This is a genomic window from Marinobacter sp. ELB17 (genome assembly GCF_000169375.1).
Classification (GTDB): Bacteria; Pseudomonadota; Gammaproteobacteria; order Pseudomonadales; family Oleiphilaceae; genus Marinobacter.
In genome coordinates this window covers 66,752-81,977 of sequence record NZ_AAXY01000010.1, presented here as the reverse complement: position 1 = coordinate 81,977, position 15,226 = coordinate 66,752, and the positions used below count along the sequence as shown (strand labels likewise).

11 protein-coding genes and 1 pseudogene are annotated in these 15,226 nt (G+C 55.0%); 4 read left to right on the top strand and 8 right to left on the bottom strand.

Going from position 1 to position 15,226, the window contains the following annotated elements; genetic code table 11:
• A complete protein-coding gene (gene istA / locus MELB17_RS13195; RefSeq protein ID WP_036184729.1) occupies positions 1 to 1,542 on the bottom strand; it encodes an IS21 family transposase in 1,542 nt (513 codons plus the stop codon).
• Between the two features lie 1,178 nt (positions 1,543 to 2,720).
• Between istA and MELB17_RS13190 the strand changes: the two are divergent.
• The 3 genes and pseudogenes from MELB17_RS13190 to MELB17_RS13180 all read left to right on the top strand — a co-directional run bounded on the left by MELB17_RS13190 (position 2,721) and on the right by MELB17_RS13180 (position 6,138).
• A pseudogene (locus tag MELB17_RS13190) lies at positions 2,721 to 3,266 on the top strand (TRAP transporter small permease subunit).
• Positions 3,256 to 4,578 (top strand): TRAP transporter large permease, encoded by a 1,323-nt coding sequence (locus MELB17_RS13185; RefSeq protein WP_007350757.1) that lies wholly within the window; start codon positions 3,256 to 3,258, stop codon positions 4,576 to 4,578. The pseudogene MELB17_RS13190 and the gene MELB17_RS13185 overlap by 11 nt, the downstream one beginning before the upstream one ends.
• Before the next feature lie 96 nt (positions 4,579 to 4,674).
• The gene (locus MELB17_RS13180; RefSeq protein WP_007350756.1) at positions 4,675 to 6,138 is read left to right on the top strand and encodes an NAD-dependent succinate-semialdehyde dehydrogenase; all 1,464 of its coding nucleotides are present in this window, start codon (positions 4,675 to 4,677) and stop codon (positions 6,136 to 6,138) included.
• On the opposite strand, the gene MELB17_RS24605 is transcribed toward MELB17_RS13180, so the two are convergent.
• From MELB17_RS24605 to MELB17_RS13165, 4 genes are all read right to left on the bottom strand, one after another.
• Entirely contained in the window at positions 6,130 to 6,312 is a 183-nt protein-coding gene (locus MELB17_RS24605; RefSeq protein ID WP_157133302.1) for a hypothetical protein, read from the bottom strand. The genes MELB17_RS13180 and MELB17_RS24605 overlap by 9 nt on opposite strands.
• A 223-nt stretch (positions 6,313 to 6,535) precedes the next feature.
• A complete protein-coding gene (locus MELB17_RS13175) occupies positions 6,536 to 7,669 on the bottom strand; it encodes a glycerate kinase (RefSeq protein ID WP_007350755.1) in 1,134 nt (377 codons plus the stop codon).
• Between the two features lie 42 nt (positions 7,670 to 7,711).
• On the bottom strand, positions 7,712 to 9,055 hold the full coding sequence (locus MELB17_RS13170; protein ID WP_007350754.1) for a GntP family permease: 1,344 nt from the start codon (positions 9,053 to 9,055) through the stop codon (positions 7,712 to 7,714).
• Between the two features lie 150 nt (positions 9,056 to 9,205).
• Complete coding sequence (locus MELB17_RS13165; protein ID WP_007350753.1) at positions 9,206 to 10,339, bottom strand: sugar diacid recognition domain-containing protein; 1,134 nt, start codon at positions 10,337 to 10,339, stop codon at positions 9,206 to 9,208.
• 310 nt (positions 10,340 to 10,649) lie between these two features.
• Between MELB17_RS13165 and MELB17_RS13160 the strand changes: the two genes are divergently transcribed.
• Entirely contained in the window at positions 10,650 to 10,859 is a 210-nt protein-coding gene (locus MELB17_RS13160; RefSeq protein WP_007350752.1) for a hypothetical protein, read from the top strand.
• A gap of 129 nt (positions 10,860 to 10,988) precedes the next feature.
• On the opposite strand, the gene MELB17_RS13155 is transcribed toward MELB17_RS13160, so the two are convergent.
• The 3 genes from MELB17_RS13155 to MELB17_RS13145 all read right to left on the bottom strand — a co-directional run bounded on the left by MELB17_RS13155 (position 10,989) and on the right by MELB17_RS13145 (position 15,096).
• Positions 10,989 to 11,912 carry a LysR family transcriptional regulator gene (locus MELB17_RS13155; RefSeq protein WP_007350751.1) on the bottom strand — a complete coding sequence of 308 codons (924 nt, stop codon included), beginning with the start codon at positions 11,910 to 11,912 and terminating at the stop codon, positions 10,989 to 10,991.
• 149 nt (positions 11,913 to 12,061) lie between these two features.
• A complete protein-coding gene (locus tag MELB17_RS13150) occupies positions 12,062 to 12,490 on the bottom strand; it encodes a universal stress protein (protein WP_007350750.1) in 429 nt (142 codons plus the stop codon).
• Positions 12,491 to 12,501: 11 nt separating this feature from the next.
• On the bottom strand, positions 12,502 to 15,096 hold the full coding sequence (locus MELB17_RS13145; protein ID WP_007350749.1) for a TRAP transporter permease: 2,595 nt from the start codon (positions 15,094 to 15,096) through the stop codon (positions 12,502 to 12,504).
• Positions 15,097 to 15,226 lie beyond the last annotated feature (130 nt).

The window sequence follows — 15,226 nt, the reverse complement described above, 5'->3', positions numbered from 1 at the left end:
TCAGTGGTAGTAGGTTGGGCCGCGGATGTTGTCGTGGGCATCCGGTAAGGCCAGCTCTTGCTGTTCTTCCAGGGGCTGCTGGTCTAGGCGATGCTTGAGGATGGATTCAATGCTTTTGTAACGGCAACTACCCAGCATCAGGGCCCGCCGGCAGGCGGCTTCCAGTCGTGCCTCGCCGTAGCTCTTGCCCAGCCGGAGAATGCCCAGGCAGGAGCGGTAAGCCTGCTGTGGGTGTTTGCGGGCACCCAGTGCGGTGCGGATGAGCTTTTCCGTCGCGGGCCCGGTCTTGGCCGCCCAGGCAGTGAGCCGTTCCGGTGACCACTCACCCGCCTGCCGATGGGATTCGGGCATATGGGCGGAGATGGTGGTATGCCGTCCCTTTTGGTCAGAGCGACGGTGGCTGGCGATCCGGTTGCCCCGGTAAAAACACTCAATGGTGTTGTGGGTAATCCGGACCTCCACTTCCTTCTTGATCAGGGTGTAGGGTACCGAATAGTAATGCCCGTCAACGGCTATGTGGTAGTCGATGTTCACCCGAGCCTTCTTCCATTCCGCGTAGACATAACGCTCAGCTGGCAGGGGTTGTAGGGCGGGTTTGTCCAGCTGTTCGAAGTGGTCGCGCCGGCAGCCGGGCAGCTTTCGGAAGGGGCGGCGATTGAGCTTTTCCAGCAGCTCACGGAGGGTTGCATTGAGCTGCCCCAGGGAGAAGTGCTGACGGTGGCGCAGCGCCGCCAGAATCCAGCGTTCGACGATCAGCACACCGCCTTCCACCTTGGCTTTATCACGTGGCTTTCGGACCCGTGTAGGGACAACGGCTACGCCGTAATGGGCGGCCATGTCCTGGTAGGTCGGGTTGAGGTCAGGTTCGTAGCGGTGAGCTTTGGTCACACCGGATTTTAGGTTATCGGGGATTACCAGTTCAGGCACTCCCATGAGGAATTCGAAGACCCGGATGTGGGAGCCAATCCAGTCCGGCAGCTTCTGGCTCCAGGTGGCTTCGGCGTAGGTGTAATTGGAAGCGCCCATGACCGCCACAAAGATCTGCGCCTCGTGGATCTCTCCGGTGGTGCGGTCAATGACGGGCACGGTCTGGCCGGCGTAGTCCACAAACAGCTTCTCACCCGCTCGATGGTCCTGGCGCATCACCAGGTCCAGCTTGCCCTGCCAGGCCCGGTAGCGCTCGCAGAACCAGCTGTACTGATACCCTTCCGGGTTTGCCTGCCGGTACTCCTGCCAGAGCAGGAACAGAGTGACGTATTTACCCTTCAGTTCGTCGTGGACCTGATTCCAGTCCGGTATGCCCCGGACCTGAGCCGGCAAGTCTGGAGGGGGCGGGAACAACAGCTGCTCCAGCTGAGTCTCATCCAGATCCTCCGGCAATGGCCAGTTCAAACCGGCTTCGGCCAAACGCCGAAGATACTCGCTTACCGTGGGGCGGCTGACGCCGCAGGCCGCTGCAATCTGTCGGTTGCTCAGCCCTCGCTCCCATTTCAGGCGAAGGACTTCTTTGATCTTACGCATGGATAACCTCTTCGCAGGCATCTGGTCTTCTCCGGATGAAAAGACTCAGAGTACCGTTAAGTTATCCCGCGCCGGACGGTTTCGATGGGGTGAGTCAGACAGCCTGCCGGGGTGGCAGCTTTGCCGTGGAATCAGTGGCAGCTTTCGCGTGGAATGGGTGGCAGGCTTCGTCTGGAATCAGTGGCAACCTTGGTCTGGAATACGCAGCAAAACCCCCACAATTTACATTAAATTAATTATCCAATCCTTTGAATTAAAGTATTTTAAGACCTTTTATAGTGTGTGAACAAAATTATTTTGAGGCCTGCCCGAGCGAAAAAGTAAGTACCAGCGGGTCTTTATGAGCGGTGAAAAAGTCAGAGTGAGGCTAACCACTCGTTAAAATACGTCTTGGTGTCCCATCGTCGCACGGCACTTTCACCCATTTTAAGGGCGTACAGGCATGCGCAAATCAGCATCCTTAGTCAGGCGCCAGACCGGTGATTCCTACTTGAAATTGAAGGGAAAGAAACGTCGTTTCCCGGTCATCAGACACCTCACTTACGACTGCAATATAACCAACTAAATTCGTGTCCGACTTCATTGGACCACTGCAGAAAACCTATGCATCTAATAATTGATGCGACTGCTTACTTACTGTGCTTTTGCCTCGCGCTTAACCACCTAATGCCGCCGCATCCGATCAAAAACACATTAAAAACAGTTGTTTAAATTAATTTTTTTTCGGCGCACCACTTGTTTACCAATCTGTAGTTAGGGGAAAAATTTTGCCAATTGGCCCGAAAACCTCTAATTTCCTTCACGCTGTGTGCGTGCACCTTTCTCAGTTGCGGAGCACTTTCTTGTAAGACTGCGGAAACTCCAGTTGCTGGACTCAAATATGAGTAATCCGACAAAAAGACCTAAAGTCAGTGCGATTTGCTATGAGCGAAGCCGACAAAAAAGCGTGGGCTGCTGCGGGTTCAACTCTTCGGGAAGAGTACGCCGCGCAGGACAAGTACAGCAAGCAGCTGATCGACATCCTGAATACCACCGACTACTGATAATTTAGCAGGCATTTTGCCTCTATAATTATCGCCCTTGAAAACGGGTGAGTTTTTGCAAAAATCACCCGTTTTCAAGGGCTCGTATTGGGCCTTTGGCCAAGGCGGAAAGTAAACGGTACTTTTCGCCTTTTGTATAATTTCAGGATATCCCTTATGTTCCATTCTTTTCTGAGGGGGCTCTGCCACAGTATCGATTTTCTTGTCATGCTGACAGGCAAAGCAGCTGCCTACCTAATGCCGCTATTGGCCGGCATCGTCGCCTTTGAAGTATTCGCTCGCTACGTCCTGAACAGCCCCACCATCTGGGCCTACGACATGTCGCTGTTTCTGTTCGGCTATGTCACAGCCCTCGGCGGCGCTTATGCTTAACAGAAGCGAGCGCACATCAATGTCGACATTCTTTACCTGAAGGTCTCCCCCAAGACCAAGAGCGTTTTTAACGTCATCAGCTTCGCCCTGGGCATATTCTTCCTGGTCATCATCGTGAAGGTAAGCACTGGCAAACTGACAGAAGCCCTGGAATTCGATTACCGTCGCGAAAGCGAGTGGGCGCCGCCCATGTATCACTTCTGGGTGATGATGATCGCCTGCTCGCTTTTTATTGCCCAACTCGTGCGGGACATATTGAACGATATTTATTACTTGGCGACGGGTATACCGCTGCTGAAACAAAAAGAGGGTACCCATCATGGGCATTGAACTGCTGACCGGGGTGCTGCTGCTGTGCATCCTGATCTTCTTCGCTCTCGGAGCCCCGGTGGGCCTGGCTCTGGGTGGAATCGCCATGGGGATCGGCTACCTGACTTGGGGCGAGGGCATCTTCAACGTTATTCCAACGACACTGGAATCGACCTTTTTCAGTTTTATCCTGCTCGCCATTCCCCTGTACATCTACATGGGACAATTGCTGACCAAGTCCGGGATCGGCGATGCCATGTTCAACGCTAGCCAGCTGATGATCGGCCGGGTGCGTGGTTCTCTGGCCATCAGCGTTATCGCGGTTTGCTCAATGATCGGTGCCATGGTTGGCATTATCGGCGCCGGCATCATGACCTCAGGCAGCATCGCCCTGCGCCCGATGCTTGAGCGAGGCTATGACAGGCGCTTGGCGCTGGGCGTCATAATGGCGGGCGGAGGCTTGGGCATACTGATTCCTCCCAGCATTCCCATGATAATGTTTGCTGCCGCAACCCAGAACTCGGTCGGGCGCATGTTTCTGGGCGCCATGGTTCCGGCCTTACTGACGATCGCGCTCCTGATAAGCTACGTGGTAATCAGCTGCCGGCGCGATCCCACCAAGGCCCCCCTGGAAAAAGACAGGACCGACGAGGAACCCCGCACCTCAAGTCAGAAATTCGTCATACTGCGCGACGGCCTCTCCGCCTTACTGCTTATCTTTGTAGTGCTCGGCAGCATTATCAGTGGCATTGCCACCCCTACTGAATCGGGAGCCATCGGGGTGGTGGGCGCCATCTTGCTGGCGATCGTGTTCAAGCGGTTCAATCCGGCCATGTTCCAGGCCGCCGGCTTTCAAACAGCCACTCTGGTCAGCGTGGCCATGTGGATCATTTTCGGCGCCTCTGTATTCAGCAACTTCCATTTATTGATGGGAGTGCAGAATATGGTGGCCGAGGTCACGACCGGCCTGGACCTGCCACCCATCATGATCATCATAATATTTCAGCTGATCATGCTGCTGCTTGGATTCATTATTGACGAGTTCATCATCGTGCTGATGTGCGCGCCGCTGTTTACTCCGATCGCGGTGGCCCTGGGCTACGACCCCATTTGGTTCGGGGTGCTGATGATTCTAAACATCCTGATCGCTGTACAAACGCCACCCTATGGTTTTGCACTTTTCTACCTGAAAGGAGTCGCTCCCGATGACGTTGGAATGGGTGAAATCTACCGGTCGGTCACGCCATTTATCGCACTGAACCTGATCGTACTGATATTATGTATGATCTTCCCGGAGATCGTACTCTGGCTGCCTAACAAAGTGATGGGCTAAGAAGGCCCCATGTTCAATGAGATCTTGACCCCTATCGTTCCCGCTCGCCATTAGCAGGAAGGATAGGCCGGTCAACCACAAACGAGAATACTTACAATGGTACTAACGCTTAAAGACGCAGCGCTGCTTCGACAGCAGGCTTTTATTAACGGCGAGTGGTGCGCGGCGGCCAACGGCCGAAGCTACACCGTCACCAACCCCAGCACTGGCGACCGAGTAGGCGATGTGCCCGACATGGGCGCGGTGGAAACCACCCGCGCCATCGATGCCGCCGCAGCAGCGCAGCCCGCATGGAGCGCCCTAACCGCCAAAGCGCGTGCCAAAGCGCTGCGCAAATGGTTCGAGCTGATCCTCGCCCACCAGGAAGACCTCGCCCAGCTGATGACCAGCGAACAGGGCAAGCCTCTGGCTGAAGCCCGTGGCGAAGTGGCCTACGGCGCGTCTTTTATCGAGTGGTTCGCCGAGGAGGCCAAACGGGTTTACGGCGACGTTATCCCGTCCCACGGCCCCGACAAACGTATTATTGTTCTTAAGCAGCCCATCGGCGTCGTCGCAGCGATTACCCCATGGAACTTCCCTATCGCCATGATCACCCGCAAAGTCGCCCCGGCGCTGGCGGCGGGATGTACAGTGGTCGTCAAACCCGGGGAAGACACTCCCCTTTCCGCTCTGGCTCTGGCCGAGCTGGCATCCCGTGCCGGCTTGCCCGCTGGCACCTTTAACGTGGTCACCAGCCAAGATGCCGCCACCGTCGGTCAAACCCTCTGTAACGACAGCCGGGTACGTAAACTTTCTTTTACCGGTTCAACCCCGGTGGGCAAACTGTTGATGCGCCAATGCGCCGATACGGTCAAGAAGATTTCTCTGGAGCTTGGGGGTAACGCCCCCTTTATCGTCTTTGACGACGCCGATCTGGACGCGGCAGTAGCCGGTTTGATGGCATCCAAGTTCCGCAACGCCGGTCAAACCTGCGTCTGCACCAACCGCATTCTGGTGCAAGATTCCGTCTACGACACCTTCGTCGAAAAGCTCGCCAGCGCCGTAGCCCAGTTGAAGGTCGGTGACGGCTTGACCGAAGGAGTCACCATCGGCCCCCTGATCAACGCCAAAGCAGTAGCCAAAGTAAAAGGACTGGTGGCCGAGGCCGTCGAACAGGGTGCCATCCTGCATCAGGCCGACAACGCCGAGGGACTTGGAGAAAACTTCTACGCCCCGGTGATACTCACCCAGGTTACGACCGCCATGAGCATCGCCAATGCAGAGATCTTCGGCCCGGTGGCGACAGTATTCCGCTTCTCCAATGAAGCTGAAGCCGTGCAAACCGCCAACGACACCCCCTTCGGTTTGGCCGCCTACTTTTACGCCCGGGACATCGGCCGTATCTGGAGGGTCGCCGAAGCGCTGGAGTACGGCATGGTGGGTATCAACGAAGGGATAATTTCCACTGAAGTGGCTCCCTTTGGCGGCGTCAAGGAGTCCGGCATTGGACGCGAGGGCTCCAAGTACGGCATCGACGACTATGTCGAAATCAAATACCTGTGTATGGGCGGCCTAGGCTGATCGGTTAGAGGTCGCCGCAGAAACGATGAGCCCTAACGTCGGTCGATAACCATGAATTTCCATGGCGTCCACTTCAACCGGTACGATCTCCTCGCCAACACCGCACTGGCTAAACGGAGCTGGAATGAGTGCTGACGGCACGTGCTCCCGCACGTGCCGTCTACCAGTTGACACTCACTCTCTGAATTGAGTTATTTCTGCTTGAGAATATCTCTGATTTCACCAAGAAGCGTCTCTTCCCTGGTCGATGCCGGAACGGCTTCAAGCACTACTTACTCTTTTTTCTTCATGGAGTTCCTTTGATTAAAGTCGCTCAACAGCCTTTGGTAAAGAACGGAGAACACGAACCATAAACCCGCTTGACGAGTATTACTGCAACCTCGCATGTTTCGGTTTTTTATTTCAGCCTTGAAACAAGCCGAGCCAGCTGCTCGCTGGTGCTTTCAAGATAGTGCGATGCATGTGCGATAGCGTCGCTTTTACTGATGGGTCCAGGGGCAATCGAGAAAACCGATGTAATGCCCGCCTCATGAATGGCCGTCATATTTTTGCCCCCCAACATGCCGGCAAGGCCAATAACAGGTACCTGATAGCGTTGTGCCAGCTTGGCAACGCCTGTCGGCGTTTTGCCAGAAGCACTTTGGCCGTCAATCGCCCCTTCAGCCGTAATCACCAAGTCGGCTACCTTCATCTGTGCGTCCATACCCACGGCCGCCATTACCAATTCGATACCGGGTTTTAAAAGCCCACCAAGAATCCCAGCGACCGTTCCCCCAATGCCGCCTGCTGCGCCACTTCCTGCAAAGCTGCTTATGTCGTAACCATTTAGCGCCACACACTGGGCAAAGTGACCAAGGTTGGCGTCGAGCACTTTGACGTCGTCTGGCGAAGCACCTTTTTGTGGCCCAAACACTGCTGCGGCGCCCAAGTTGCCGAGTAGGGGATTCGTCACATCGCATGCGACCACAACGTCTATACCTGCCAGCTCTGCTTTCGCGTCGGCAATGTCAAAGTGACTGATGTATTTTAAACCCTCTCCACCGGGAGGTATGGATCGGCCTTTACTGTCCAATAATTGTGCGCCCATAGCTTGCAGCAAACCCGCGCCACCATCGGTGGTGGCACTGCCACCCAAGCAAACGATAAGGGTCTTCGGCCGGTGTTTCAAAGCAGCCATGATGAGCTGACCGGTGCCATAACTGGACGCTGACATCGCATTACGGTCAGGCTCGGCCACACAGTGCAGGCCGCTTGCCTCAGCAACTTCAACAATGGCGGTTTTGCCATTATCTATCAGCCCGTAACTGGCATTGACCGGGTAGCCGGAAGGACCGCTTACCCGTGTCTGGTGCAACTTGCCGTGCATAGCCCCCACGAGAGTGGCTGTTGTGCCTTCACCGCCATCTGCCAGGGGGATTTTAATCACCTGGTCAGCCGGAGCACCACGCAACCAACCAACGGCGATCGCGTCAGCGACGGCTTTCGCCGTCAGACACTCTTTGAACGAATCAGGGGCAATGAGTACACGCATGCTGCGGTCCTTACCAAGTTGTTTGAATATCGCTAGTGCCCCTTACAGAGCTGCCAGGGATGCTAGCCACACGGCAGTAATTGTTACCAGGCCCATAAAAAGTGTCGCCGCTGTGTGTGAGCGATACGCCGTTGCAACGTCCATTTTACTGAACTGGGATACCACCCAAAAATAGCTGTCGTTGGCGTGGGAGACGGTCATTGCGCCAGCACCAACGGCCATAACCGTTAGTACGCGGCCCATATCTGAGTCCAATCCCAATTGCGGCAACAACGGGGCAACCAGCGCAGAAGCGGTAACCAGGGCGACGGTTGAAGAACCTTGTGCCGATTTGAGCGCAGCGGCCACAATGAAAGGCATGATAACCCCCAAGCCCAATGTAGACAGGTTCTGGCCAAGGAAATCACCCAGCGGTGTCGCGGCCAGCACAGCACCGAATGCGCCACCCGCACCGGTAATCAGAATAATCGGTGCCGAGACAACCAGACCTTTTTCGGTGTGACGGGCAAATCCTTTGAGTTTCTCATTACCTTGAATCAGCAGTACTGCAAACCCAAGGCCAATCAACAGAGCATTTAGCGGCTTACCAAGAAAATTCAGCGCTTCATAAAGAAACCCATCACCCAGCGGGGCGGTTGGGTAACTGGCTACTGAGCCCAAACAAATAAGGGCAATGGGTACAAAAATAGGAGCAAAGGCTTTCCATGGGCCAGGCAGTTCACCGTAATGCTCTTTACCTTCCTCAAACGCTTCTTCTGTTAGATCCAGTTCTGTACTGGGCAGGTTTCGTGAGAAATAGGCCCAAACCAAACCCGCCATCGCCGCGATTATGGCGAAAACAAGGCCGACGCCGATAACCAGCCCCAAGTTGTTTTCCAACCCCAGGTTGCCTGCGGCCGCAATCGGGCCGGGCGTGGGTGGTACAAGGGTGTGGGTTGCAAATAGACCGGTAGAAAGTGCCACCGTCATTGCGACGGGGGATACGCTAAGGGTTCTCGCCATGGAGCGCTTCAGGCTGTTGAGAATGACAAAACCGGAATCACAAAACACCGGAATAGACACAATAAAACCAACGATGGACATCGTCATGGTAGGGAATTTTTTACCCAAACATTTAATGATCGTCTCAGCCATCACAATAGCGGCACCGGTGCGCTCAAGAATGACACCGATGATGGTACCCAAAACGATAACCAGGCCGATGTAGCCGAGAATTTTACCAAAACCACCGCGAATCGTTGATTCGATGGCATCGAGCGGCAGGCCAAATGCGAACGCGGCAATGAACGATGCCAGCAAAAGTGTAATGAAAGGGTTGAGGCGCAATTTGCTCGTTGCGAACACAATGAACGCAATAAGAGCGATTAAAATAAAAACCATGTGCATAGAAAATCTCCAGCATCGCTTTAATTATTATTTTCCCAAGGAGGGAGCTAAGTACAATCCGTGAGTCTAGAATCTGAGCGGGGATTCGTCTTTAGCCAAGTAACCTAAAAATTGAGCCATAACCTGCTAAATTTTGTGCAAAACGACAAATCAGTCATTTTTGCGGGGGCCGCCTGCGTTAAGTGCCAGATACAGGTGGAGAAGCTCGGGGAGCTTGAACGGAGACAACCCGGTGAGCTGCTCAATGCTTTTCAGTCGGTATCGAATGGTATTCCGGTGCAAATGCAGGGTCGACGCACATTGTTGTACATCGCCATTGGCGTCAAAAAACGCTTGCAGGGTTCGTGCATACAAAAGATGACGAGGGTGGGCGTGCAAGGCGTGCAAGGGACGCAGCAACTCGTGCTGCTGCCAGCCTGGGTGAAAGCTCTCCCACAAGATGGCTACTGGGCTATCCGAGTAACAATGTGTTTTGAGGTGTGGTGACTCACGTCGGCCATACGTCATTGTTGCAAGAGCAGACTCGTAGCAGCCCCGAAGATTGCTCTCAGTATACTGTCCGACGGCTATCACCATTGGCGCGTAAATGGCTGCGGGTAAATGGCGCTGCAGGCGCTTTAGCGACTGCTCTGTCATCGAGCGATGCTCTGGGGTGCCTGGCAGCTTTACCGGCACCAGAACAAGAAGTCGCTGGGGCGCTACTTGGGCCAATAACAAGCTTTTGTCACTGATTTCCAGCTGCCGCATCAGCGAAATAACAAAATCGTCGGGACCCGGTAACTGCGCAGGTTCTATGATCAATGCAAGGCGCGGCTGAGCCTGATCGAAGCCGACTCGTTCCAGCCAAACCTGCGGCACGGTGCGTCCATTAATCAGCGCTAACAACGTATCCTCAATTTGCCGGCGACGGTGCTGGCCTAGCTCCAGCAGAGCGGTATGCTCCAGCATGAGCTCTGCCGTAACCTTCACCAAATCTGCAAACGGCAAGACTTTGGCCGGTTCCCCGGAAATGCCAACAACAGCAACGACCTGGTGGCCAACCGTGATGGGGACGTTAACACCATGGCGAACCCCGGGGAATTGCTCAGCATTGTGAGCATCAACCGCCAGCGACTCCCCTCGCACAGCCACATGCCGTGCGCCCTGATGAATTTCACCAACTCGTAGCGGATCACCTGAAGCGATGATCACTCCGTCGGGTGTCATCACATTTACCGAGTGGCCAATAACCTGCATTGCCCTGTCTACGATGCGCTGAGCTGTCGTTTGGTCAAGCGTAATCATAGGCGCACCTTACCACAGGGTATTGCGGAGCAAATGGACGCCCAGCCACTTGAAAGCCTGCTTCTTACGACAAAAAGAGAAAGCATTCACACACTTGGCGATCAGGCGGTAAACCAACCGATTGGGGCTGACGCTAATCGACGACGCTATAGTCTATCGCTTTACTCATCACTTACAGTGATACCAGAAATACCACGCAACAATTATTCAACCTGGCTCTTCATCCTGATAATGCCCTCATCGGATTAGAAAGCACCCACGTGATTTCCAGTCCCTGACAAACCAATCAAAGATCCTTAGGAAAATAACCATGCGAAACATTACCGCAACCACAACCGTACTCGTAGCCGTCTTGGCCGCTTTCGCCCTACCGGCTTCTGCCAGCTTGGCAGACCGGAAGTCCGATGAGCAGAAAATCGAGCAGCCAGCAGCGCCCGCTCCATACAGCGGTCGCGACGTAATTCGCGGCGAGATTATTGCCGCTGACCACACATCTATCCAACGCACATCCAAAACCTGAACAGCGTAGCCACTCTGTTCAAGCACTCGAAGGTCGGAATGTATTTTTACCCGCTGCTCGGCGGTAAAACGTATTTTCCCGACCCGCTGGGCTTAATTCTGCACTTTCAATATCATCATAAATGCCGGCTTAGCCTGTCGTGTCCATAATGCTTGAGTAACGTTCTTTCAGCGAAGTCTCGATCAACTCTCGCAACCAGACAACGCCGGGATCGCGGTCGTGCCTGGTGTGCCAAAACAAATAGAGGCTGCTGGGGTCTAGGTCAAACGGCAAGCGCGTGACCCACAGATTCGCTGTAAAGTCGCTACTTTGAAGAATAACCTCCGGGACTGCACAAATAAGGTCGGTGTGGCGCAACAACCTGGGCACTCCCACAAACTCATTCACCGTCACCGCAACGCGCCGGCTCAGCCCTTTCAGGTCCAGATAGCTGTCGACAATCCCGTGAGCTTCGCCGGACATCGTCACCAGTAAATGCCGCGCATCTATGAAGTCTTCCATAGAGAGCGGTTTACCTGCGAGTGGATGATCGGCCCGCATGGCAACCTGATAACCCCCCTGAAACAAAAAAATACTTCTAAGGCTATTGTCATGATGGCTGATCGGCCCAATAGCGAGATCCACGCTGGCTTCGCGTAAATCATTGTAGGTCCCTTCCGGCGTGTAGGGTACAGCGTGAAAGTCGATGCCTGGAGCCACTCGCTCGAGTTTTTGAGCCAGTTGGAGCCAGATCATCTCTACGGTGAGATCCGTAACCGCAATCCGGAAAGTCCGGCTCGCCTGCGCGGGGTCGAACTTAGTGGATCTGACGGCGGTTGACAGGTCATAGATTGGGCCCCGAATACGTTTCCAAAGGCTGAACGCATAGGATGTCGGTTCAATTTTGCGCCCCTTTCGCACGAACAGCGGGTCATTCCAAACCTGCCGCATTCGCGAAATCGCGTTGGATACCGCTGGTTGCGTCATTGCCAGGCTTTCAGCCGCGCGAGTGACCGAACGCTCGGTCATGATCGCATCGAACACATAAAGTAGATGCAACTCGTCGCTTTTCATCGAGCGGTTTTACTCCGGTCTGAAATGACCCGCTGTTCGTGCGAAAGGGGCGCAGGAAAATAGTCGTCGCATGCCATAAACACCCAAGCCTATGACTATGACTATGCTTGGGCTTGGGCTTGGGCTTGGGCTTGGGCTTGGGCTTGGGCTTAGCGCACGATCATTACCGACATCTTGGCATGATGCACCACATGCTCGGCATTGGGGCCCAGCACATAATCGGCGAACTTACGCTTGTTATGGGACGCCATAACGATCAGATCGATATCGAGTTGCTTAGCCACCTTGATGATCGCCTCCCAGGGCGAGCCATCAACAATAACGCTTTGCGCCCTTACATCCGCCGGCACGTTCGCCTTGATAAAGGCACGCTGAGCCTCGGCTATCGCCTCATGGGCGTTCTTGGCGAAGTCCTTGGGAAAATAAGACCCCACTATGGGCATATTATAGTCCGGCAGAACCGTGACCAAATGCAACGATGCGTCGAAACTTCTGCATAGCGTCAAAGCCGTTGGAAGCGCTTTCGACCAGGATTCCTCCTCATTAAGGTCCACTGGCAACATAATCTTGCTGTACATGGCAATCTCCTTCAGGCAGTGGCGGTAGCCGCCATATTGTCACGACGCCGACGCTGCAACATTATGACCAGCCCGAAAACCAGGAAGGCGGGGATCCACATCAGCTCCTTGGTCCAGCGATCAACAGGAGCCAGTACCTCGATAATTTCCTGGTCAAAGTCGAAGCCAAGATCCGACGCCTGGCTGCCATAGGCCACCATATCGACAATTGCCTTGTCGCCTTCGATCAACAGCTCCAGGCCCAGATTATCGAGCCGCTCCTGCCCGCTATCGCCGTCTGGCACTGGCACGGTCATGTAGGTGGTCATGGGATCGCCGAACGCATCAAGACCTGCAATCTGTATGCGCAAGGCAGAGTCTTCATCGGCACTGCCCATGGCCTCCACGAATTGTGCAGGTGGCATGGACTCATAGGGATCATGAATCATGTCCATCCAGAACCCGGGCCGGAACAGCGTGAACGCAATCAGCAACAACACGGCGGATTCGTACCAGCGGCTGCGGGTGATCATGTAGCCCTGAGTCGCCGCCGCAAAGATCAGCATGGCTATTGTCGACACCACAAAGATCAGAATACCCTGCAAAAAGGTTACATCGATCAGCAGAAGGTCAGTATTGAAGATGAACAGAAACGGCAAAGCCGCGGTACGAAGGCTGTAGTAGAAGGCCTGAAAACCGGTCCGGATAGGATCGCCGCCGGAAACCGCCGCCGCCGCGAAGGACGCCAGCCCCACCGGCGGCGTAACGTCGGCCATGATGCCGAAGTAAAACACGAACAGATGCACCGCAATCAACGGCACCAGCAGGCCGTTCTCCGCCCCCAGATGAACAATAACCGGCGCCAGCAGCGCCGAGACCACAATGTAGTTGGCCGTAGTGGGCAGACCCATGCCAAGAATCAGACTAAGCACCGCCGTAAGCAGCAAGATCAGCAGCAAATTCCCCATCGCGAGGATTTCCACCACTTCGGCCAGCACCAACCCCACCCCGGTCTGCGACACGGCCCCAACGATGATGCCAGCGGTAGCAGTGGCAATACCGATGCCAATCATGTTGCGGGCACCTGTGACCAATCCAACCCATAAATCCAGAGCGCCTTCGCGCAAGTCGGCGCTCATTTTGCTGCGACCGCGGAAGATTGAGGTAATGGGACGCTGGGTAAGAATGATAAAGACCATGAACACCGTGGCCCAGAAAGCCGACAAGCCCGGCGACAGGCGCTCCACCATCAAACACCAGACCAGCACAACCACCGGTAGGATGTACTGCAAACCCACCAACACTGTGGGCCTGGTTTGCGGCAGCGAATAGATCGGCTGATTGGGATCATCCAACTCGAGTTCAGGGTAACCGGCTGCCAGCTTAAGCAGAGCGACATAAACCAACGCCAGCCCAACCGAGACCACCCAGGGAGTGGCATCGCCAAGAACTGGCTTGAGCCAGCCAAGGCCGTAATAGACGACCATAGCCGTCACCATCATCAACAGAAGCCCACCGAGAAAGCCCATCACCTTGCGCACCAGGGGCTTAGGCGGATTGCTGCTTTCAAGACCCTGCATGTTGGCCTTCAGGGCCTCCAGGTGAACGATATAGACCAGTGCGATATAAGAGATCAAAGCAGGCAAGAAGGCATGCTTGATGACATCGACATAGGAAATGCCCACATACTCAACCATCAGGAACGCGGCCGCGCCCATGACAGGCGGCATGATCTGACCGTTGACCGAAGACGCCACTTCGACAGCTCCGGCCTTTTCGGCGGAAAAACCGACGCGCTTCATCATCGGAATAGTAAAGGTGCCCGTGGTGACCACGTTGGCAATCGATGAGCCGGAAATTAGCCCGGTCATGGCAGACGCCACGACGGCAGCCTTGGCCGGCCCGCCCTTGTAATGGCCAAGCAGCGAGAACGCCACCTTGATGAAATAGTTGCCCGCTCCGGCCTTGTCGAGCAAAGCGCCGAACAACACGAACAGGAACACGAAACTGGTCGAGACCCCCAGCGCGATGCCGAAAACCCCTTGGGTCGTCAACCACTGGTGATTGATCAGTCCATAGAGGCTGACCCCGCCATGCGAGAGGATACCGGGCATCCATGGGCCAGCAAGGCTATAGATAAGAAAGAACGATGCCACGATCATCAGCGGCGGCCCAAGCGCTCGGCGGGTCGCCTCGAGCAGCAGCAGAACCCCAGCCACCCCGACGATTACGTCCTGCAATATCGGCGCACCAGGGCGCTGAGACAGTCCTTCGTAGAAAATAAACATGTAAGCGCCGCAGAAGGCCGCGACCGTCGCAAGCACCCAATCCTGGATGGGAATTCGATCGCGGGGCGAACGCTTAAATGCGGGATAGGCCATGTAAGCCAGAAAAAGCGCAAAGGCCAGGTGAATCGAGCGGGCTTCCGTGGCGCTGAACACGCCGAAACCCAGCATGAAGGGCACCGGAGAAGCGATCCATAATTGGAAGAGCGACCATGCCGCCGCAATGCACACCAATAGTTTCCCGGGCATGCCGGCTGGTTTGCGGGCTCCCGAGTCACTGGAAGCGACCATGTCCTCCAGATCAGCACTCGAGTCGCGAGGTTTTGTATTGTCGTCCGTCATACTCAGCCCTATCCGCCGTCAGTCAGGTTGCTATTGATATTATTATTGCGCTTGGAAACGGCCCCACAAACGCAATGCGCGGATACCTATAAGCATCCGCGCATCGGTCACTCAGTTATAACAGCCATCA